General features: G+C 68.5%; 17 protein-coding genes and 1 pseudogene. 6 read left to right on the top strand and 12 right to left on the bottom strand.

Annotated elements, in window-relative coordinates; all coding sequences use genetic code 11:
• Positions 1–2: 2 nt before the first annotated feature.
• The 8 genes from A6A40_RS16355 to fliF are packed head-to-tail and all read right to left on the bottom strand — an operon-like array spanning position 3 to position 9,627.
• A complete protein-coding gene (locus tag A6A40_RS16355) occupies positions 3–800 on the bottom strand; it encodes a MinD/ParA family protein (RefSeq protein WP_108546967.1) in 798 nt (265 codons plus the stop codon).
• A complete protein-coding gene (locus tag A6A40_RS16350; protein ID WP_108546966.1) occupies positions 797–2,062 on the bottom strand; it encodes a flagellar biosynthesis protein FlhF in 1,266 nt (421 codons plus the stop codon). Before A6A40_RS16350 ends, A6A40_RS16355 begins: the two co-directional genes overlap by 4 nt.
• Before the next feature lie 46 nt (positions 2,063–2,108).
• On the bottom strand, positions 2,109–4,286 hold the full coding sequence (gene flhA, locus A6A40_RS16345; RefSeq protein WP_108546965.1) for a flagellar biosynthesis protein FlhA: 2,178 nt from the start codon (positions 4,284–4,286) through the stop codon (positions 2,109–2,111).
• A 40-nt stretch (positions 4,287–4,326) separates the two neighbouring features.
• Complete coding sequence (locus tag A6A40_RS16340; RefSeq protein WP_108546964.1) at positions 4,327–5,886, bottom strand: sigma-54-dependent transcriptional regulator; 1,560 nt, start codon at positions 5,884–5,886, stop codon at positions 4,327–4,329.
• 4 nt (positions 5,887–5,890) lie between these two features.
• Positions 5,891–6,787, bottom strand: a complete 897-nt coding sequence (locus A6A40_RS16335) for a motility protein A (protein WP_108546963.1) — start codon at positions 6,785–6,787, stop codon at positions 5,891–5,893.
• Entirely contained in the window at positions 6,787–7,104 is a 318-nt protein-coding gene (fliN, locus tag A6A40_RS16330; protein ID WP_108546962.1) for a flagellar motor switch protein FliN, read from the bottom strand. Before fliN ends, A6A40_RS16335 begins: the two co-directional genes overlap by 1 nt.
• 34 nt (positions 7,105–7,138) lie before the next feature.
• Positions 7,139–7,915, bottom strand: a complete 777-nt coding sequence (locus A6A40_RS16325; RefSeq protein ID WP_108546961.1) for a FliH/SctL family protein — start codon at positions 7,913–7,915, stop codon at positions 7,139–7,141.
• Between the two features lie 50 nt (positions 7,916–7,965).
• Positions 7,966–9,627 carry a flagellar basal-body MS-ring/collar protein FliF gene (fliF, locus tag A6A40_RS16320; RefSeq protein WP_108546960.1) on the bottom strand — a complete coding sequence of 554 codons (1,662 nt, stop codon included), beginning with the start codon at positions 9,625–9,627 and terminating at the stop codon, positions 7,966–7,968.
• 606 nt (positions 9,628–10,233) lie between these two features.
• Between fliF and A6A40_RS16315 the strand changes: the two genes are divergently transcribed.
• Complete coding sequence (locus A6A40_RS16315; protein WP_108546959.1) at positions 10,234–10,737, top strand: helix-turn-helix domain-containing protein; 504 nt, start codon at positions 10,234–10,236, stop codon at positions 10,735–10,737.
• Between the two features lie 46 nt (positions 10,738–10,783).
• Here the strand turns inward: A6A40_RS16315 and A6A40_RS16310 are convergent, their stop codons facing one another.
• Positions 10,784–11,392: a transcriptional regulator gene (locus tag A6A40_RS16310; protein ID WP_108546958.1), complete on the bottom strand. Its 609-nt coding sequence runs from the start codon at positions 11,390–11,392 to the stop codon at positions 10,784–10,786.
• A gap of 56 nt (positions 11,393–11,448) precedes the next feature.
• A complete protein-coding gene (locus A6A40_RS16305) occupies positions 11,449–13,608 on the bottom strand; it encodes an ATP-binding protein (protein WP_108547263.1) in 2,160 nt (719 codons plus the stop codon).
• A 203-nt stretch (positions 13,609–13,811) separates the two neighbouring features.
• Here A6A40_RS16305 and A6A40_RS16300 point away from each other — a divergent pair, with 203 nt between their 5' ends.
• The 3 genes and pseudogenes from A6A40_RS16300 to A6A40_RS16290 form a co-directional block, all read left to right on the top strand.
• Positions 13,812–14,246: a response regulator gene (locus A6A40_RS16300; protein WP_108546957.1), complete on the top strand. Its 435-nt coding sequence runs from the start codon at positions 13,812–13,814 to the stop codon at positions 14,244–14,246.
• A 259-nt stretch (positions 14,247–14,505) separates the two neighbouring features.
• Positions 14,506–15,129 carry an exopolysaccharide biosynthesis protein gene (locus A6A40_RS16295; RefSeq protein WP_335645192.1) on the top strand — a complete coding sequence of 208 codons (624 nt, stop codon included), beginning with the start codon at positions 14,506–14,508 and terminating at the stop codon, positions 15,127–15,129.
• Positions 15,130–15,155: 26 nt separating this feature from the next.
• Positions 15,156–16,442, top strand: a pseudogene (locus A6A40_RS16290) (hemolysin family protein); the annotation flags it as partial.
• Positions 16,443–16,523: 81 nt separating this feature from the next.
• On the opposite strand, the gene A6A40_RS16285 reads toward A6A40_RS16290, so the two are convergent.
• Complete coding sequence (locus tag A6A40_RS16285) at positions 16,524–16,781, bottom strand: hypothetical protein (protein WP_108546954.1); 258 nt, start codon at positions 16,779–16,781, stop codon at positions 16,524–16,526.
• A 124-nt stretch (positions 16,782–16,905) separates the two neighbouring features.
• A complete protein-coding gene (locus A6A40_RS16280; protein ID WP_108546953.1) occupies positions 16,906–17,280 on the bottom strand; it encodes a DUF1636 domain-containing protein in 375 nt (124 codons plus the stop codon).
• 202 nt (positions 17,281–17,482) lie between these two features.
• Here A6A40_RS16280 and A6A40_RS16275 point away from each other — a divergent pair, with 202 nt between their 5' ends.
• On the top strand, positions 17,483–20,938 hold the full coding sequence (locus tag A6A40_RS16275) for a hybrid sensor histidine kinase/response regulator (RefSeq protein WP_108546952.1): 3,456 nt from the start codon (positions 17,483–17,485) through the stop codon (positions 20,936–20,938).
• Positions 20,935–21,867, top strand: coding sequence for a response regulator transcription factor (locus A6A40_RS16270; RefSeq protein WP_108546951.1), 933 nt, complete (start codon positions 20,935–20,937; stop codon positions 21,865–21,867). The genes A6A40_RS16275 and A6A40_RS16270 overlap by 4 nt, the downstream gene beginning before the upstream one ends.
• The last annotated feature ends 6 nt before the right edge of the window (positions 21,868–21,873 follow it).

Genomic DNA, 21,873 nt, shown 5'->3' with positions numbered 1-21,873 from the left:
CGTTACTTGGAGCCGGCCAGCAGCCGCTGCACGATCGCCTCGACGTCGCGCGCCGCGTCGCAGGCGGGCGAGCGGGTCAGCAGCGGGGTCTGGTTGCGGATGGCGTCGCGCACCTTCAGGTCGCGGCGGATGATGCCCGCCAGCGCCGGCTTGTATTTCAGGAAGTTCTGGCAGGCCTTCAGGATGGTGCCGTAGGTGCGTTCGCCATCCTTCACGCTCTGCGCCATGTTCACCACGATCCGCAGGTCGGCCGACGGGTTGGTGGCATGGGTCAGCTTGATGAAGGCATAGGCGTCGGTCAGCGAGGTCGGCTCGTCCGTCGTCACCACCAGCGTGGTGCCGGCCGGCCCCGACAGGGTGCGGACCGTGCGGTCGACGCCGGCGCCCATGTCCATCACCACCCGGTCATAGCTCCTGGCCAGCTCCAGCAGGTCGTTGCGCAGGCCCGACAGGCGCTGGCTCGGCAGCTGCGCCAGCGTGCCCGATCCCGACCGACCGGCGATGATGTCGAATCCGGTGTCGGGGAAGCGCTGCGCCGCCTTGGCCAGCGTCACCTCGCCGTTGATGACGGCGCCCAGATCGTTCTTGGGCGAAAAGCCCAGCTGGATGTCGACGTTGGCGAGGCCGAGGTCGCCGTCGAACAGCAGGGTGTTCATTCCCGCCTTGGTCAGGGCGTGGCTGAGCGTGATGGAGAACCACGTCTTGCCGACGCCGCCCTTTCCGCTGGCCACGGCGATGACGTTGGCGCCGCGCAGCGGGCGAACGTTCTTGAGGGCGGCCGGGAACACCGGATCGGTCATGGCAGGGTCCTCGACGAGGGGGAACTGGAGGCTTTTGCCTTGGTTGCGGATTTTGCGGTTGCGGGTTTCGTTGGCTTGGCGGCGGTGGCCCTGCGTGGCGGCGGGGGTGGCGGCGCCGGCTCGATCTCCGGCTCGTCGTCCTCCGGCTCATAGCCCCGCCCGAAGGTCGGCTTGCGCATGGGCGCATGGTCCGGCTCATGACCCAGCTGCCCGTCGTCTTCCTCGTCCCAGTCCGCGCTGCGGGCGGTGCGGCGCGGTGCCGCCTCCTTGGCGGCGGGCGCCTTTTCCTCGGCCGGGATCATCAGGCGGGCGAGCGCCAGTGGATTCAGGGCTGTCAGCCCCTCCGCCACCTTGGACGATACGCTGGCGTCGCAGAAGGACAGCCGGGCGCGGGCGGCGATCGCCAGCAGGCTGCCCAGCCGGCGGGTCATGTCCAGCCGGGTGACCAGCATCCGCCGCACGCCGACCGCCTTGAAGGCCAGCGCCATGTCGGCGGCCTCCAGCGCGTCCAGCCCGGCGGGCAGCACCAGCACCGGCTCCACCTCCCCGGCGCCGAGCAGGGAGCGGAGATCCTGCATGTCGTCGGCGTCGAAAGGGTTGCGCCCGGCGGTGTCCACCAGCACGAGGTCGGTGCGGCGGTGCACCTCGAAAGCGCCGGCCAGCGCGTCGGGATCCTCCACCGTCGCCAGCTTCAGCTTCATCAGCCGGGTGAAGGCGGCCAACTGGTCGACGCCGCCAGCGCGCACCGTGTCGGTGGTGATCACGCCGACCGAGCATTTCCTGAAGACGGCGCGGGCAGCCAGCTTGGCCGCGACCAGCGTCTTGCCCGATCCCGGCGGACCGACCAGCGCCAGCGGCTTCACCGGGTTGCGCCCGTCCGGCAGCGGATTGAAGGTGAAATAGGAATCGAGCGCCGAGCCCAGCGCCAGCCGCGGATCCTCGGTGTCGAGGCCCGACGCGGCATCGATCAGCTGTTCGGCCAGGGTGGCGGGGACGCCATGGCGCTGCAGGGCGTCGGCCACCACCTCGCCCACGTCGATTTCTGGTTCGACCGGCTTGGGCGGGGTCTTGGCCCGGCCGCCGCGCGCAGTGCCGGAAACCGGGGTGGGCGGCAGGTCGTCCTCCTCCACCGCCGCCGTGACGCGCACGCCGCCGCCTTCCTCCTCGCGCGTCGCGACGATGATGGCGTCGTCGCCCAGCGACTGGCGCACCATCCGCATGGCGTCGGACATGGTCTTGGCGTGGAAGGACTTCAGCCGCATCGGCGGTGCCTTCCGTCAGGCAGGGGAGGGGGAACGGCGCGCACCATCAGATCTGCCCCAGGGTCTTGATGCGGGCCTTCGGGTGGATCTCGTTCTGCGACATGACCACGGTCGCCGGCCGGAACCGCTCCACGATGGAGCGGACGAACGGCCGGATCAGCGGGCTGGTCAACAGAACGGGGCTCTCGCCCATCATGGCATGTCGCTCGAAGGTTTGGCGGACGGAGGTGATGAACTGCTGCAGGCGGGACGGGGCCATCGTCAGCTGCCGGTCGTCGCCGTCGCCCACCAGGGACTCGGCGAACGCCTGCTCCCATTCGGGCGACAGGGTGACGAGCGGGATGAAGCCCATCTCGTTCGTGTTCGCGTCGCAGATCTGCCGGGCAAGGCGGGAGCGCACATGCTCGGTGATCTGGGTGATGCTGCGGGTCTGGCTGGTCGCTTCGGATACCCCTTCCAATATCGTGGGAAGATCCCGGATCGAGACGCGTTCGGCAAGGAGATTCTGCAACACCCGTTGCAATCCGCCCACAGTGATCTGATTCGGCACCACATCGGCGATCAGCTTCTGGTGTTCCTTGTCGGTCTCGTCCAGCAGCTTCTGCGTCTCGGTGAAGGACAGCAGCTCCTGCATGTTGTCCTTGATCAGCTCGGTCAGATGGGTGGTCACCACGGTCGACGGGTCGACCACGGTGTAGCCCTTGAACAGCGCCTCCTCGCGATAGCCGGGCTCGATCCAGATGGCGGGCAGGCCGAAGGTCGGCTCCACCGTCTGCTCGCCGGGCAGGCTCATGGCGTCGCCGCGCGGGTCCATGACCAGCAGCATGTTGGGCCGGATGTCGCCGCGCCCGGCCTCGATCTCCTTCACGCGGATGATGTAGGTGTTGGGCGGAAGCTGCAGATTGTCCTGAATGCGCACCGCCGGCATGACGAAGCCGACCTCTCCGGCGATCTGCCGGCGCAGCCCCTTGATCTGGTCGGTCAGCCGGTGGCTTCCCGCCTGCGGCTGGTTGATCAGCGACAGCAGGCCGTAACCCAGCTCCAGCCGGATGAGGTCGATGGCGAGCGCGGTGGAAATCGGTTCGTCCGGCGCCGGTCCGGCTCCCGGCATGCCGCCCGGCCCTGCGCCGGTCGCGGCCTCCTCCGCCGCGGCGGCCTCCTCCGCCTCCTTCTTCGCGCGCAGGCGCGGCATGTACCAGGCGGCGGCACCCACGAGCCCTATGACCGGGGCCAGCGTCAGGATCGGCATGCCCGGCAGCAGGGCCAGCACGCCGATGGCGCCGGCCGACAGGGCCAGCGCCTGGCTGTGGCCGGTCAGCTGCCCCACAACCGCCTTGTCGGTGGAGCCGCCCATGCCGGCCTTCGACACCAGGAAGCCGGCGGAGATCGAGATGACCAGCGCCGGGATCTGCGAGACGAGGCCGTCGCCGATGGTCAGCTTGGTGAAGGTGTCCAGCGCCTGCATCACCGGCATGTCGTGGCGCAGCACCGCGATGGTGACGCCGCCGATGATGTTGATGAACATGATCATCAGGCCGGCGACCGCGTCGCCCTTCACGAACTTCGACGCACCGTCCATCGAGCCGAAGAAGGCGCTTTCGTCCTCCAGCTCCTTGCGCCGTGCCCGCGCGGTGGTCTCGTCGATCATGCCGGCCGACAGGTCGGCGTCGATGGCCATCTGCTTGCCGGGCATGGCGTCGAGGGTGAAGCGCGCCGCCACTTCGGCGATGCGGCCCGAACCGGCGGTGATGACCTTGAAGTTCACGATGGTCAGGATGGCGTAGATGATCACGCCGATGACGAAATCGCCGCCCATCACGAGATTGGCGAAGGCCTCGATGACATGGCCGGCGGCCGCGGTGCCCTCATGCCCCTGGGTCAGGATCAGGCGCGTGGAGGCCATGTTCAGGGACAGGCGCAGCAGCGTGGTGATCAGCAGGATCGTCGGGTAGGAGGACAGCTCCAGCGGCTTCTCGATGAACAGCACCACCATCAGGATCAGGATGGAGATGGTGATGTTCAGCCCCAGCATCATGTCGAGCATGACGCTGGGCAGCGGCATGATCAGCCCGACCACGACGATCAGGATGCCGATGGCCATCGCCACGTCGCCGCGCTTCAGCGACGATTTGGCGACCGCCCACATCTCGCCGAAGGCGGCCATGTTGCCGGTACCGCCGCCCCCGCCGCCGCTGCCCCCGCCATTCTGTTCCGTCAGCGCCATGGATGCTCCCGCCGCTCAGGGCCCGGTTCCGGACCGGCCGTCAGGCCGTCGCCCGTTCGTCGTTGCCCGGCGCGGGCACGTTGCGGCCCTCGTCGCCGTACTGCTTCAACTTGTTGCGCAGCGTGCGGATCGAGATGCCCAGGATGTTGGCGGCATGGGTGCGGTTGCCCAGGCAATGGGTCAGCGTCTCCAGGATCAGGTCGCGCTCCACGTCGGCCACCGTGCGGCCGATCAGCGCCGCCAGACCGGCACCGGTCCCGCCGGCATTGGCCGCGGCGGCGGCACCGCTGTTGGCGGCCATGCCGTAGGGACCGGTCTTGCCGCCCTTGGGCGGGCCGTAGCTGGTCGGCAGGGCGCCCGGCGGCGGCACGACCAGCGGCACGGCCGGCTGCGGCGCGTGCGGCTGCGCGGCGGGCACGGTGCCGCCGGGGCCGGCGAACGGGTTGGCGACCGGCGAGTCGGCGGGGATGGAGGCCTGGGCGCTGCCTTCCGGCGCCAGCATCTTGCTGGTCAGCATGATGGCTTCCGGCCCCACCTCCTCACCGCGCGACAGCAGGACGGCGCGATGCATGGTGTTTTCCAGCTCGCGCACGTTGCCGCGCCAGTGATGGGTCTTCAGCATCAGGAGGGCGTCCTCGGTCAGGCGCTTGTCGCCCAGCCCGTTGGCCTCCGCGTACTTCCTCAGGAAATGCTCGGCGATCATCGGGATGTCGGCCGGGCGTTCGCGCAAGGACGGGATCGCCACGCTGAACACGTTCAGGCGGAAATACAGATCCTCGCGGAAATTGCCGGAGCGGACCTCCGCCTCCAGGTTGCGGTTGGAGGTGGCGATCAGGCGGACATTGACCTTCACCGGCTGGCTGGAACCGATGCGGTCGATCTCCTTTTCCTGGATGGCGCGCAGCAGCTTGGCCTGCAGGCGCGGATGCATCTCCGACAGCTCGTCCAGCAGGAGGGTGCCGTTGTTGGCCTCCTCGAATTTGCCGAGCCGCCGGGCGACAGCGCCGGTGAAGGCGCCCTTTTCGTGGCCGAACAGCTCCGATTCCAGCAGGTTTTCCGGGATGGCGGCGCAGTTCACCGCCACGAAGGGCTCGTTGGCCCGCCGGCTCTTGCGGTGGATGAAGCGGGCCATCAGCTCCTTGCCGGTGCCGCTCTCGCCTGTGATCATCACCGACGCGTCGCTGGGGGCCACCTGTTCGGCCAGCCGCAGGGTCGCCAGCATGGCAGGGTCGCTGCAGACGATGGAATGGCTTTCCTCCGCCACCGCCTCCAGCACCGCGGCGATCAGCTCGGCATTGGGCGGCAGCGGCAGATATTCCTTGGCGCCGGCGCGGATGGCGCGTACGGCGGCGGCCGCATCGGTGCCGATGCCGCAGGCGACCACCGGGATGGTGATCCGCTCCGACTTCAGGCTGTCGATGAAGGTCGCGATGTCCAGCTTGACGTCGATCATCACCAGATCGGCACCGGCAGCGGCACGCAAGGCGGTCAGCGCCCCTTCGATGCTGTCGGTGTGCGACACCTTGGCCCCGCGCTTCATGGCGATCTTGCCGGCGGCGGTGATGTAGCCTTCCAACGTTCCAACGATCAGCAGACGCATAGCCTTACGCTCCCACTCTCGGGGCTTCCCGGTCGAAATACTGGATCCGCTTTCCAGGCGGCAGGACGGCGTTCAGGAGCATCTCCAGACGCCGCGGATTCTCCTGGCGCGCGATGGATACGGCGCCGATGGTAAAGAGGGTCTTGACCAGCGCGTCCTCCTCCGCCGACCGCTCCACCTTGGCGGCGAGCGGGGAGAGGACGACGTTGCCGAGTACGGCCCCGTAGAAGGTCGTCAGCAATGCCAGCGCCATCGCCGGCCCGATGGCCGACGGGTCGTTCAGGCTGCCCAGCATCTGGACGAGCCCGACCAGCGTGCCGATCAGCCCCATGGCCGGCGCCACTTCCGACGCCCGGCGCAGCACGCCGGCGCTCCTGCCCAGGGCGCCCGCGGTCGCCTCGACCTCGCCGGTCAGCATCTGCTCGATGCTGTCGGGCGGCAGCCCTTCGGTGATCAGGGTGACGCTGCGGTGCAGGAAGGGTTCGGCGCGCAGTTCCGGCAGGACGTTGCGCAGGGTCTCCGGCCCGGCCCGGCGGGCGGCCTCGGCCAGCAGGATCACCTGCCGGGCCACGCCCTTGGGGTCGAGCGTCTGGTGGACCAGCACCGCCGCCGCGCTCCGCCACGCCACCGCCACGTCGCCCAGCGAGAAGGACGCAGTGGTGACCGCCAGCGTTCCGCCCAGCACGATCAACAGCGACGGCGGATCGAGGAAGGCGCGCGCCGAACCGCCGGTGGTGATCGCCAGCAGGATCACCGCGCCGGCTGCGGCAAGCCCGACCAGGGTCGCCACGTCCAGCCCGCCGCGCAGCCGCACGCCCCGACCCGGCGCGGCGGCGGGCGCCGCCGGCTGCGGCTGGGCCGCCTTGGCGCGGGATGCGGCGTTGTCGGACGAAATCGCCATCAGCCCCGGTCCGACTTGATGATTTCCGTCATGGTCACGCCCAGCCGGTCCTCCACCACCACCACCTCGCCGCGGGCGACCAGGCGGTTGTTGACGTAGATGTCGATGGCCTCGCCGACCTTGCGGTCCAGCTCCACCACGGCGCCGCGGCCCAGCTTCAGCAACTGCGCCACCTGCATGGTCGATTTGCCCAGCACCGCGGAGATCTGGACGGGGATGTCGTACACCGCCTCCAGATCCTTGGCGATTCCGGGGCTGGCGTAATCGTCGCCATCGCCACTGTGCAGGTCGTTCAGCGAGAAATTGTCGCTCGGCATGTCGGTCTCGGACCTCCTTCAATCCGGTCACCCCTTAGACGGGGGCCGGAACCTCCAGCATGTGCGCGGCACGGCGTTCGATCTCGGCCAGCAGTTGGGCGGTGTCCCGCTCCATGCCGCCTTCGGCCCATTCGATGCGGCAGCCGCCGGGCGCGATCGACGGGTCGCCGATCACCATGAGCTTTGCACCGAAGCCGCGCGCCCCGACCGTCTGGTCCAGATGGTCGCGCACCAGCCCCATCGTGTCCTCCGCCACCCGGATGACCAGCCGCGGCTCGTCGATCAGGTCGGTCAGGCAGGTGCGGACCATCGCCTCCACCTCGGCCATCCCGCCGCGCCGCGCCCATTCGGGCAACAGCTTGCGGACGATGGCCAGCGCCAGATGGACCGGCTGTTCCGTGCGGGCGGCGTTGCCCGCCTCGCGCTCCGCCAGCAGGCGGGACACCCCGTCGGCGATCTGGGAGAGCGCGTTGGCGATGCGGTTGTTCACCGTCGCCTCGACCTCCTCCTTGCCACGCTCGTAGCCGGTGTTCTGTCCGGAGGCCATGCCGTCGGTGAAGCCCTTGCCGTATCCGGCGGCGGTGCCTTCCGACTTGCCGGCGGCCAGACCCTCCTCGTAGCCCTGGGCGCGGGCGGCGGCCAGCTCCTCCTCGCCGAAGGTCGGCGCGGGTGGTGGCGGCGGTTCCTCCGGCTCCGGCGGCAGGGCCGACAGCTCGTCCTCGGGCAGCAGGTCGTCGTCCTCCACATGGGTCATGCGGGGCACGGCGTCCACGTCGAAGGATTCGTCGAAGAGGAATTTGCGCACGCTCATCGCCGCGGCCCTCCCTCAGAAGACGGTATGGAAATGGAGGCCGGCATGGCTCAGCTCTCCTGGTACAGCCAGTTGCGCAGGATCGAGACGGCCTCTTCCGGGTGCTTGTCGACGATCTCGCCGACCTTGCGCAGGGACGACGCACGGACGCGGCCTTCCACCCGGTTGATGTCGATCATCTGTTCCAGCTCCTCGTCGGCCTGAGCCGCCTCCAGTGCCAGATCCTGGGCCAGGGCGCCGGTGGGGGCGGCGAGTGCCGCCGGCATGCCTGCCTGGTCGGTCAGCAGGCGGTCCATCTCGTCCTCCTCCTGCATCTCCGCCTTCTCGAAGGCGCGGGAGATCAGCGGGCGGATGACCAGCAGGATGATCAGGACGGCGACGATGCCCAGGACCACCATCTCCGCGATGCGGAACAGGTCGTCCTTGGTCATGCCCATGAACAGCTCTTCCGGCTTCTGGATGTCGTCCTCTGGCGACCAGAAGCGCAGGTTGACCACCTCCAGCGTGTCGCCGCGCACGGCGTCCAGCCCCACGGCGGACCGCACCAGCGCCTTGATGCTCTCGATCTCCTGCTCGCTGCGCGGCTGGTAGGCCGGCGGCGCCTCCTTGGAGGTCTGGTAGGTGCCGTCCACCAGCACGGCGACCGACAGGCGGCGGACGGTGCCGGCCTCGCGCACATGCGACTTGGTGGTCTTGGTGATCTCGTAGTTGATAGTCTCTTCGTTGCGGTTCGACTTGTTCGACGACAGCGGGCTGGCGCTGCTGCTGGCCTGGGAGGTCGGCAGGTTCTGGTCCACCGTGACCGGGGCCAGCGGGTCGCGGTCGCTGCTCTCGTTCGATTCGCTCACGGTCTGGGTCGAGCGGACGACCTGGCTTTCCGGATCGAAGATTTCCGACTGTGTCGTGATGCGGTCGAAATCGAGGTCGGCCGACACCTCCGCCCGGACCTTGCCGTAGCCGAGCGTGCGGCCGAGCAGATCCTCGATGGTGCGGGCGAGCCGGCCCTCATAGGCCTGCTTCTTCTCCTCGGCGCTCGCCATCATCGCCTCGGCGGTGTCGCTGCCGGTGCCGCGGGCGAGCAGCTTGCCCTTGTCGTCGACGATGGAGATGCGGTTGGGGTCGAGGTTGGGGACCGAGGCGGCGATCAGCTGCTGGATCGCCTGGATGTTCTCGCGGCTCAGCTGGGCGCCGGGACGCAGCTTCAGAAAGACGCTGGCGGTGGCCGGGTTCTGCTGGCGGGCGAACAGCTCGCGCTTGGGCAGAACCAGATGGACGCGGGCCTGCTGGACGCCGTTGAGCGTCTGCACCGTGCGCGCCATCTCGCCCTCCAGCGCGCGCAGGTGGTTGATGTTCTGCATGAAGCTGGTGGCGCCGAAGCCTTCGCCCTTGTCGAACAGCTCGTAGCCGACCGAGCCGCCGGAGGGCAGCCCCTGCGCCGCCATGCGCATGCGCATCGGCCCGACCTGATCGGCCGGGACCATGATCTTGGTGCCCGTCTTGTCGACGGTGAAGGGGACCTTCGCCTCCTCCAGCTTCTTGGCGATCGCCGCGGCTTCCGTCTGCTGGAGTTCGGCGTAGAGCAGCTCCATCTCCGGCGTGGACAGCCGGGTGGTCAGGTAGACGAAGAATCCGATCAGCAACAGCCCGACGCCGCCGATCGCCGCGAGGCGGGCGGGCCCGAGATTGCGCAAGGTCTGCAGCAGGTTGTTCACGCGCGGTCCCCGATCGGAAGTCTCCCCGGCATTCTCCTGGCATCGGCCGTTTCGCTGATGCAAAACGGTTTTTGCAAGTTCCGCGCCGGGCTTGCCTACGTTGGGGCATGCTGCGGTGTCTTGATGAAGAGAGGGTTAATCAGCGGCAGTTTTTGCCGGGCGCCCGGCAAAATATGCCTAGTGCCCCGCAAATGTTGCAGCCCTGCGACGGTTTCGTTCGGCAACCGTGGGTCACAATGCCGCATTGTATTCTCGCTGCATTGGATTGCCGGGTCGAGCGGTGCCGTAGGGGTGCCGCGACCGCTGGTAGGGCGATGCCATCCCTTGCGCGAAAAGAGTGTGCCGGCATCCCATGCCGTACGAATCCCGCGAAAGCTGTGCTGTCCAAAAGAGGTATTCAGCCGAGCGGAGGTTGACATCGGCAAGTGCCGGTCATAGCTGAGTTGCATTCCGTGCCCGCAACCGGCCGATTCGTCCTGCCTGTCGACGTCTTTCCAGCATCGACGCCGCCTGCGACGTTTTCCGGTTCGAAGGGCCAACCGGCGTCCCGGGGCATATCGTCATGGTCGGCGGCCGGGACCTGTACAGGATCGAAGGGGAAGTGCCATGAAACGGCGTGGCCGCGAAAAGAAGGAAGGCCTGAACGAGGTCGATGTGTTCGTCGGCCAGCGCCTTCGGGAGCTGCGCATGCTGGCCGGCCTCAGCCAGAGCGATGTCGCCTCGGCCCTCGGGCTGACCTTCCAGCAGTTGCAGAAGTACGAGCGCGGATTCAACCGAGTGTCGTCCAGCCGCCTGTTCAAGTTGGGCCAGTTCTTCCGCGTCCCCGTCTCCGTCTTCTTCGAAGGGCTGGAGAACCGCCAGCCGGTGGGCGAAGGCGGGCAAATGCCGGCGGCCGGCGGCGGGGAGGAGCAGGAGAACACCCTGCAATCGCGCGAGGCGCTGATGCTGGCCCGCTATTTCCAGAGCATCCGCGACCCGCAGATCCGGGCCGCCATCCGCGAATTGGCGGAGCGCTGTTCCGAGCAGCGGACAGACAGCGGGGAGGCCGGCGCGGCCCCGGCGGTCAAGCGCGGCCGCCCCCGCCGGACGGAGCAGGGCGGCCACGCCTGAACTTTCTTCCCGGTCTCGGGGCCACAGGGTTCCAGGGGCTGCGCGTTCAGGCCGGGCGCAGGCGCCGGTAATGCGCGAGGAAGTCGGCCAGCGCCTCTTCCGGGCCGAGCGGCACGATGGCGGCCTCGTCCGGGGCCGGCAGGTCACGCCAGTTGACGCGGTGCGGCGCGCAGAGGTCGCGCAGTTCCGTCGCCAGTGCCCGCTGGTCGGCCAGCTTGACCGCCTTCGGCTCGGGGTGGCGGAAACCGAAGCGCAGGGCCAGCGCGCTCTTGATCGGCTCCACCGCCTGCCGGATGGCGTCCCGGCCGATCCGCACCTTCCACGGCGTCGGCCAGTCGCCGGTGAAGGCCTCCTCGCAGTCATGCATCAGCGCGTCGTAGGCGTAGCCTTCCGGCGCCAGCCGGCTGGCCAGCACGCAGTGCTGGGCCACGCTGAAGAAGCGTTGGGTGTTGCCGACGAAGCGGCACTGGTAGGCCAGCGGGCGGGCGATGTCCTCGATGTCGAACGGGCCAAAATCCGGCCGCTCCAGATCCACCGTGCGGCCCGAATAGGTGATCATGACCGCGGTCGGCTCGGGCACGTCGAGCAGGTCGAACTGGTCGGGATGGGGGATGCGGGGCGACCCGCTGCGCCGTTTCGGCGTGGCTTTCTTCATGCCCGAATCTCTAGCAGATCGGCCGTCCGCCGCTCAACCGCGCGTCCGTACGCCCTTCAATCCTTGCTGCCCGCCGGCTCGCGCACCAGGGTGCCGGTGGCGCCGACGGTGGTCTCCAGCAGGGGGAGCAGGGCGGCGACCTTGTCGGTGTCGCCCGGATTGTCGTTGATGGCGCGGGCGATGGCGGCCATGCGCGGCGCGCCGAAATTGGCCGCCAGTCCGGACAGGGTGTGGGCGGCCTGCTTCAACTCCTTCGGGCGTCCGTCCTGCAGGGCGGAGCGGATGGCGGTCAATTCGCGCAGCGCCGTTTCCGGCAGGAGTTGGAGCATGCCGTCCAGCGCCGTGCCGCCCAGAGCCAGCCGCAGTTCCGCCAGCTTCACCCGGTCGAGCAGCGGAAAGGCCATGAAGTGGCCGCCCTCCAGCGCCGGACGGCTGGGGATCGGCACCACGCGACCGTCCTCAGGCCGGGTCGCCAGATCCACCAGAACGGCGTTCAGCTGTTCCCAGTCGATGGGTTTGGTCAGGTAGGCGTCGAGGCCGGCGGCCATGTGGCCGTCGCGATGTTCCGGCAGGGCATCGGCCGACAGGCCGACGATGGGGATGCGCGCCATCGGGCCATCCATCCGCCGGATCGCCCGCGCCGTCGACCGCCCGTCAAGCACCGGCATCTCCATGTCCAGGATCAGCACGTCGTAGTCGGCCGCCTTGATCGCGTCCAGCACCGCCCGTCCGTCGTTGACCGCGTCGATGCGGTGGCCGATGCGGGTCATCATGGCGGTGATCAGCATGCGGTTGATGTCATTGTCCTCGGCCAGCAGGAGCCGCAGGGCGACGGCACTCTGCTGAGGCTCCTCCGCCGACATGGCCGGCAGGCCGCGGGTGCCCAGATCGCCGAGCGGCTGGGCTTCCGCCACGCGTGTCCTGATCGAGAAGCGGAAGGTGGAACCGCGGCCGGGCGCGCTGGCGACGGCGATCTCCCCGTCCATCGCCTCCACCAGCCGCTTGCAGATCGCCAGACCCAGCCCGGTGCCGCCATATTTGCGGCTGGTCGAGACGTCGGCCTGGACGAAGGCGTCGAACAGCCGCCCGCGCTGTTCCGCCGTCATGCCGATCCCGCTGTCCTGCACCTCGAACCGCAGCGTGACCGGCGGGGTGGCCGGCTTGGCTGCGTCCTCCTCCCCGGCCCGGCCGGTGGACGGCGCAACGGGCGGATCGGGCGACCACACCGCGATTTCGATCGCGCCGCGTTCGGTGAATTTGATGGCGTTGGACACCAGATTGAACAGCACCTGCCGCAGCCGGGTCGGGTCGCCGCGGATGTGGCGCGGCGTGTCGTCGGCGATGGAGGCGGACAGGGTCAGCCCCTTCGCCGCCGCGCGCACCAGAAAAAGCTGGACCACGTCGTCGACCAGCCGGGGCAGGGAAAAATCGATCTCCTCCAGCGTCAGCTGCCCGGCTTCGATCTTGGAGAAGTCGAGCACGTCGTTCAGGATGGTCATCAGCGTGTCCGCCGACGACCGCAGGGTCCGCACGAAGGATTTCTGCTGCTCCGACAGGCCCGTTCCCATCAGAAGGTCACCCATGCCGATCACCGCGGTCATCGGTGTGCGCAGCTCGTGGCTCATCATCGCGAGGAATCGCGATTTGGCACGGCTGGCATTTTCCGCCGCCATCTGGGCGGCTTCGGCCTCCTCCCGCGCGCCGTCCAGCTTCTCGGCCAGGGCGAAGGTCTCCGCCGCCAGCCTGGTCAGCTGCTCCTCGGCGGCGCGCAGTTCCTGTTCCGACCGGCGGCTGCGGGTGACGTCGGCGCAGGATGCGGCGATCCAGCGCGGCCGGCCGCCGGCCCCTTCCCCTTTTGCCGGCCCCGGCACCGGCCGCAGGGTCAGTGCATTCCAGAAGGCGCTGCCGTCCTTGCGATAGTTCAGGACCTCCACCGACAGCGGGCGCGCCTCCGCCATGGCGGAGCGGATCGTCGCGGCGGTCTCCGGATCGGTGTCCGGCCCCTGCAGCAGCGCGCTGTTCCGGCCGATCACCTCGTCCGCCCCGTAGCCGACCATCTCCAGGAAGGCGCGGTTGCAATAGACGATCGGCTGGCCTGGGCGCGTCGCGTCGTGCACCACGATCCCTGCGCCGCTGGCCTCGACCACGGCGGCGAGCATCGCCGCGTCGGGCGAAGCGCCGAAGGGCGGGGTTGGAACAGCGGTCGGTGCGGTCACGGGGCGGAAGGTCCTCATCCTCGTCGGATCGCAAGGATAAGGCTTCGTGCCGGCGAATGCCATTCCCCCGCCGGCGCGATTTGTGCGATCCGCCAGTCGATAACGTAATTTCGTTAACGACTGTGCAACGGTGCATTACAAAAACTGTGAACGAAGGATGCCGGCCCCAGCGCCGGAGGCAAACAGGCCAAGCGGAGAGCGTCATGGTGGTGGAGGCAGGCGGCGGCACCCGGAAAATACGGACGATCCACGATCTGGGGGTGCTTCTGGTCGAGGACGACGATTTTACCCGCAAGCTGATCTCCCGCCTGCTGCATGACATCAAGGTGCGCGCGGTGTTCGAGGCGGCGGACGGCATCCAGGCGCTCGACATCCTGCGCAAGAACGGCGGGGAGGTGGATGCGGCGATCTGCGACCTGGAGATGCCGCGCATGGGCGGGCTGGATCTTCTGCACGCGCTGCGCACGGCCACCGGCAACCCGCTTGCCGACCTGCCGGTCCTGGTCCTCACCGGCCATCGCGAGGCGGACGTGGTGAAGCGCGCCATCGCCTACGGTATCTCCGGCTATCTGGTGAAACCGGTGTCGAAGGCCGACCTGACCAAGCGGCTGAGCTTTGCCATTCAAAAGAAGCAATAGGCCGTTTGTCCGGCCCGACCAATCCTTTGCGTGTGTCACCCCGCGCTGGCGCTTTGGCCGCCCTTCCTGTAGAAGGGAGATCGATGCCGCCGCGACGCGAAAGGTCCATGGGTTCCTGCCATCCTTCGCCCGGCCCGCTCCGATCCCGTTTCCGGCATCGGGGAGAGCCGTGAGCAAAGACCGACCTCCCGGGTCGTCCCCCAGGTCGAACGACGCCCGTCCTCCCGGTGCGGACAGGGCTTGTGCGCGCGTTTCCGACCTGCTGGACGACTTCCTGGCTCGTGGTGACGGGGCTGCCTCCGACGGCGTCCCACTTTCCTCTTCCGCCTCCCTCGACCGCATATCGTTGGGCGAGGTGATGGATGCGCTGGGAGACCGTGCCTTCGGCGCGATGCTGCTGATGCTGTCCATCCCCAATGTCCTGCCGGTGCCCGGCCTCTCGACCGCCACCGGCTTGCCGATGATCCTGATCGGCGCCCAGATGGCGATCGGCCGGCACGGCCCCTGGCTGCCGCGCCGCATGCTGGCGGCCACCTTCGACCGCAAGGCCTTCCTGGGCGTGATCCGCCGGGCCAAGCCCTGGGCCGTGCGGCTCGAACGGCATCTGCGCCCCCGCCTGCCGGTGCTGGCCGGTCCTGTCGCCGAGCGGTTACTGGGGCTGGCGGTGATGGTTCTGGCCGGCGTCCTCGCCCTTCCCATCGTCTTCGGAAACCAGCCCCCCGCCTTCTCCATCGCACTGATCGCGCTGGGGCTGATGGAATCCGACGGAGCTTTCGTGACGGCCGGCCTCGTCGCCGGCCTTCTATCCATCGCCTTCGTCGCCGCCCTCCTGCTCGGTCTCGGGCAGGCGGCGGTTGCCGTGGCGCAACAATTGATCGGTTGAGGGAGCGCCCTTTTGGGCATACCGCCATGATTTGGGAATTGTTGGTCATCGTCCTGCTGATCCTGCTCAACGCCTTCTTCGCAATGTCGGAGATGGCGCTGGTGTCGGCGCGCCGCGGCCGGCTTCAGCAGATGGCTGAGGAAAAAGGCGGCGCCGGCGCCCGCGCGGCACTGGAGCTTTCGGAGGATCCGAGCCGCTTCCTGTCGACCGTGCAGGTCGGCATCAGCCTGACCGGCATCATCGCCGGCGCCTATGGCGGCTCCACCCTGGCGGAGCGGCTGGGCGGCGTCCTGAACGAGCGGGTCGAGTGGATCGCCCCCTACGGCCACACCGTCGCCTTCGCGCTGGTGGTCGCCGCCATCACCTATTTCTCGCTGATCGTCGGCGAACTGGTGCCCAAGCGTGTGGCGCTGATCTCGTCGGAGCGGATCGCCGCCATGGTGGCCACCCCGATGCGGACGATCGCGCGCCTGTCGGCCCCGGTGGTCTGGCTGCTGGGCGTCTCGAGCGACGCGGTGCTGAAGCTTCTGCGCCTGCCGACCTCGCGCGAGCAGACGGTGACGGAGGAGGAGGTCAAGACCCTGATCGCCGAAGGCACCCAGAGCGGCGTTTTCGAGCCGGCGGAACGCCAGATGATCGAAGGGGTGATGCACCTGTCCGACCGCACGGTCCGCTCGATCATGACGCCGCGCCCCGACCTGATCTGGCTCGACATCGACGACACGCCGGAACTGGTCGGCCGGGAGATCTGCGACAGCGGCTATTCCCGCTTCCCGGTCTGCCGTGGCGACGTTGACGAGCTGCAGGGCGTCGTGGCCGCCAAGGCCCTGCTCGACCAATCGCTGAACGGCATCGCCTTCGATCTCAGGGCGGCGATGGTCCAGCCGCTGGTCGTCCATGACGGCACGCCGGTCTTCCGTCTTCTCGACCTGTTCAAGCAGGCGAGCGTCCATATGGCGATCGTGGTCGATGAGTATGGCAGCGTGGAGGGTCTGGTCACCATGACCGACATCCTGGAGGCCATCGCCGGCGAACTGCCCGACAGCACCCAGGAGGGCGAGGCCGCCGCCATCCAGCGCGAGGACGGCAGCTGGCTGGTCGACGGCATGACCCCGGTGGAGGAGGTCGAGGCGCTGGTCGGGGTCAAGAACATGAAGGGGGAGGGCGATTTCCACACCATCGCCGGCTTCCTTCTCGATCATTTCGGCCACATTCCGACCGCGGCGGAGCATCTGTTCTGGAACGGCATCCGTTTCGAGGTCGTCGACATGGACGGCCGCCGCATCGACAAGGTGCTGATCCAGCTGAACCCGNCAGTCCCCTCTCCCGCGCAAGCGGGGGAGGGCTAGGGAGGGGGCAAAATGCAGAAATGGGGCGATCTCTGAGCGATCCCCTCAATGCACCGCCATCCCCCCGCCGCAGACCCGCACTCCCTCGTCCCCGTTCGTCATCTGCACCGCCCGCACCAGATCGCGCACTTCCTCGGTCAGGTCGTCCGCGTTCCAGCCATGCCCGTCCGCCCCGGCCACCACCAGCAGGCGGAGCGTGGTCCGCAGCAGGTCGCCGGCCTCCCAGCCGTTGGAGCGTTCCGCCTCGCGCGCCATGTGCAGCAGGCCGGTGGCGCAGTTCAGGACCTCGGGGTCGACCTTCATCGGGCGCGTCTCCTTGCTCGCGGACGGAGATTGGCTTGTATGACCAACAATAATTGCGACAGAGCCTTGGTCTGTCAAACACCTCCTTCGGAAGTACGGGAAAGCACCTAAGTACCGCCTGTCGTCACTCCTCCAGCGGCGGCAGGCGGGAAACGAAACGACCTTTGACACCCTGCGGCCATTGCTTGAACGGAACGATACCGTCGGCGGTCGCCGCATAGGCGCGCAGATAGGCGGTCAGGGTCTCCGCCGTCGCCTCGTCCGGAGCGAAGTCGCCCAGCACATAGCTCATGCGGGTGGCCGAACGCACCGCGACGGCACAAGGGCGCTTGCAGCTCATCAGGCAGCGCATCGGCCGCAGCCGCACCTGTGCCGCCAGATCGGGGGCGTCGGCCAGCACCCGCCGCATCAGGTCCACCAGCTCCGCCCCCGGACGGCTGGCCTCCGGCGGATCTTCCGGACGGCGGCAGGTTTCGCAGATGACGAGCTCGACGGTCATGATTCCGCTTTCGAAACAATGGCAGGGCGTTGAAAGGGGGGCTGAGACCCCGCAGAGCTAGTTTCCAACCTGCCCCCTGTCAACGTCCGGGCGTCCCGGCAGTGCTCCGTTCCGGGGCCGGAGAGGGAGAGGCTTGCCAACCACCGCCAAACTCCCGACGATGCGCTCGGGCAGGGGCGACGGACGGGAACGGCGGACGGGCATGAGCGCGAGGCAACGGATCGTCCGTGAACGCCGGCAGTACAACCAGCTCGCCGCCGATCAGACCATGGAGGATTATGCGCTCCGCTACACGGCGGAGCGGGCTCGGCGCTGGTCCGCCTGGCGCGTCGCCAACACGGCGCTGGGCGCCATCTCCTTCCTGGCCTGCGAGGCGATCGGGGCCGCCGTCACCCTGACCTACGGCTTCGAGAACGCCATGGCCGCCATCCTGGCGGTGGCGGTGCTCAGCATCCTGGTCGGGTTGCCGATCACCTACCACGCCGCCAAGGCCGGGGTGGACATCGACCTGCTGGCCCGCGGGGCGGGCTTCGGCTATCTCGGATCCACCATCACCTCGCTGGTCTACGCCTCCTTCACCTTCATCCTGTTCTCCATCGAGGCCAGCATCATGTCGGCGGGGCTGACCATGGTGCTGGGCATCCCGGCCTCGCTCGCCCATGTCATCAGTTCGCTGGCGGTGATCCCCATCGCCATCTACGGCATCCGTTTGATCAGCCGCATGCAATGGGCGACGCAGCCGGTGTGGATCCTGCTGCAATGCGTGCCGCTGGCCTATTTCTTCCTGCTCGACCGCGAAACGCTGGCGCAATGGACCTCTCTGCCCGGCGTGTACGCGCCCGACGGCGGGCTGTCGCTGCTGCCCTTCGGCATGGCGGCCTCGGTGCTGCTGTCGCTGCTGCCGCAGATCGGGGAACAGGTGGACTATCTGCGCTTCCTGCCCTCGCAGGTCAGGATCGGCCGGGTGCGCTGGTGGGCGGCGATGCTGGCCGGCGGACCGGGCTGGGTGCTGATCGGCAGCCTGAAGCTGGCGGCGGGCTCGTTGCTGGCCTTTCTGGCGCTGAAGCACGGCATGCCGGCGGCGGACGCCGTGCAGCCCAACAGCATGTATCACATGGCCTTCCTCGACGTGTTCGGGTCGCCCGCCGCGGCGCTGGCGCTGACCGGCATCTTCGTCGTGGTCTGCCAGATGAAGATCAACGTCACCAACGCCTATGCCGGCTCCATCGCCTGGTCGAACTTCTTCTCCCGCCTGACCCGCAGCCATCCCGGCCGCGTCGTCTGGCTGGTGTTCAACGTGCTGCTCGCCCTGCTGCTGATGGAGATCGGCATCCTCGGCGTGATCGAGAGCATCCTCGGCCTCTACGCCAACGTCGCGGTGGGCTGGCTGGGGGCGGTCGCCGCCGATCTCGCCATCAACAAGCCTCTCCGCTTCAGCCCGCCGGGGATCGAGTTCAAGCGCGCCCACCTCTACGACATCAACCCGGTCGGCACTGGGGCTATGGGGCTGTCGGTGTTGTGCTCCACCACCGCCTTCTTCGGGCTGCTGGGGCCGGTGGCGCAGGCGCTGGCGCCCTTCATCGGGCTGGTGGTAGCGTTCGCCGCCGCGCCGCTGATCGCCTGGAAGACCAAGGGCCGCTACTACATCGCCCGCAAGTCGGACACGCTGCCCGGCGACGGGGCGACCGTCCGCTGTTCGATCTGCGAGAATCACTTCGAACGGCCGGACATGGCCTTCTGCCCGGCCTACGACGCGCCGATCTGCTCGCTCTGCTGCACGCTGGAGGCGCGTTGTCACGATCTGTGCAAGACCGACAGCCGTTTCGCCGACCAGATCGCCCACAGCCTGCAACGGGTGCTGCCCAAGCGCATGGCCGCCGGGGTCCATACCCGCACCGGCCATTTCATCGGGGTGATGACGCTGTTCTCGCTGGTCTTGGGCGGGGTGCTGATCGTCATCGATTTCCAATATGCCAATGCCGACGCGGCGGAGCGGGCGGCGATCCACACGGCGCTGGTCTCCGTCTTCGTCTGTCTGTTCATCCTGTCCGGCGTCGCCGCCTGGCTCCTGGTGCTGGCCCATGAAAGCCGCCGCAAGGCGGAGGAGGAGACCGCCCGCCAGACCGCCATGCTGATGGACGAGATCGCCGCCCACGAACGCACCGACGCCGCCCTGCAGAAGGCCAAAGAGGTGGCGGAAGCCGCCAACGCCGCCAAGAGCCGCTACATCATCGGCGTCAGCCACGAAATCCGCGCGCCCTTGAACGCCATCTCCGGCTATGCCCAACTGCTGGAGAGCAACAGCACCCAGCGCCCGCAGGACGCCGTCCGCGTCATCCGCCGCAGTGCGGAGCATCTGTCGAATCTGATCGACGGGCTGCTGGACATCTCCAAGATCGAATCGGGCCTGCGCCGGCTCAGCCGCGACAAGGTGCAGCTGATCGACTTCCTCGACCAGCTGGCCGACATGTTCCGCATCCAGGCCACCGCCAAGGGGCTGGAGTTCCGCTATGCCCGCGTGGCGCACCTGCCGGCCTGGGTCCACACCGACAGCAAGATTCTGCGTCAGATCCTGATCAACCTGCTGTCGAACGCGGTGAAATACACCGAGAGCGGCCATGTCGCCCTCAGCGTTCGCTACCGCAGCCAGATCGCCGAATTCGAGATCGCCGACAGCGGCATCGGCATCCGGGAGGAGGATCTCGACCGCGTCTTCGAACCTTTCGAGCGCGGGCGGGGGGCGGCGGTGCGGGCGGTGGCCGGCACCGGGCTCGGCCTGACCATCACGCGGGTGCTGACCCGGATCATGGGCGGCGACATCGCCGTCCGCAGCACGCTGGGGCAGGGCAGTGTCTTCACCGTCCGCCTGCTGCTGTCGGAGGCGATGCACCGGCCGGGCGAGCAGGCGGAGCGGCGCGCCATCACCGGCTATGCCGGGCCGCAGATCACCATCCTGCTGGCCGACGACGACCGCGACCATCTGGCGCTGATGACCGACATCCTGCGCCCCCTCGGCTTCGTGCTGTTCACCGCGTCGGACGCCGCCACCTGCCTGGAGCTTGCGGCGCAGTGCAAGCCGGACCTCGCCATGCTCGACATCTCCATGCCGGGAGAGAGCGGTTGGGACGTGGCGGAGGAGCTGCGCCGGCAGTTCGCCGACCGCATCCGCATCGTCATGGTCTCGGCCAACGCCTACGAGGCGCAGGGTCCAGGCGATGGGCGGGCGCCGCACGACGCCTTCGTCGCCAAGCCCATCGAAATCCACGCCCTGCTGGACCGGGTCCAGGCGCTGACCGGGCTGGAATGGATCCATGCCGCGGAAAAGCCGCCGGAACCGCTTGCGCCTGTGCCGGTGGCGGTCAAGGCTCCCGCTGCGGTCCCGGTGATCGCGGCGATCCCCGCCCGGCCGCCGGACTCGGCGCTGCGTCATCTCGACGACCTGCGCCAACTGGGCCGGATCGGGTACATTCGCGGTATCGAGGCCAAGCTGCGCGAGATCGAGGCGGAGGACGCTGCCGCCACGCCCTTCGTCGAACGGCTACGGACCCTGGTGCGTGCCTTCGACCTGAAGGGCTATATGCGTGCGGTGGAAGAAGCCGCGGACGGAAGCGGCACAGGATCGAAGGGAGAGGCAGTGGACGGGGCCGTGACAGGATGAAGCGCCGCGACATGATCCTGGTGGTGGACGACACCCCCGACACGCTGGGATTCCTGACGGAGGCCATCGAACAGGCCGACCTGACCGTGCTGGTCGCCGTCGATGGCGAAAGCGCGCTGGAACTGGTCGGCCAGATCACGCCGGACCTGATCCTGATGGATGCCGTCATGCCGGGGTTGGACGGTTTCGAGACCTGCCGGCGGCTGAAGCAGATTCCCCACCTGTCGCACCTGCCGGTGATCTTCATGACCGGCCTCAGCGACACCGAACATGTGGTGAAGGGGCTGGAGGCCGGCGGCGTCGATTACGTCACCAAGCCCATCGTGGTGGACGAGTTGATCGCCCGCATCCGCGTCCACCTGACCAACGCCCGCGTCGCCTACGGTGCCCGCGCGGCGTTGGACGCCACCGGCCGCTTCCTGCTGGCGACGGACGGGGAGGGGAGGCTGCTGTGGTGCACCCCCCAGGCGGAACGTCTGCTGGGCGGGCTGCTGCCGGGGGCGGACGGCGTGCGGCCGGAATTGGCGGCCACGCTGGCGGCCGGTCTGGTCCGTCTGCGTCAGGGGGCCGGACCCGGCGCCGCGGCGGAGAGTTTCACGCTCGACCTGCCGGACGGGGAGAGCGTGCGCCGGCTGGAATTCACCTATCTCAGCCCGGCCAACCCTGACGAATACCTGTTCCGCCTCAGCGAACCGGCCGCCGGCCGGCAGGAGGCGATCCTGCGCGACGCGCTCGGCCTGACCGTGCGCGAGGCGGAGGTCCTGCTGTGGATCGCCAACGGCAAGCCCAACCGCGATATCGGCGAGATCCTGGGCATCAGCCCGCGCACGGTGAACAAGCATCTGGAACAGGTTTTCGCCAAGCTGGGCGTGGAGAACCGCGCCTCCGCCGCAGCGCTGGCGATCCGCACCCTGGCGGCGCGGGGGTGAGCGGAG

Source organism: Azospirillum humicireducens, from assembly GCF_001639105.2.
GTDB lineage: Bacteria > Pseudomonadota > Alphaproteobacteria > Azospirillales > Azospirillaceae > Azospirillum > Azospirillum humicireducens.
The sequence above is the reverse complement of the archived record's forward strand: the minus strand, read 5'-3'. Positions and strand labels throughout refer to the sequence as shown.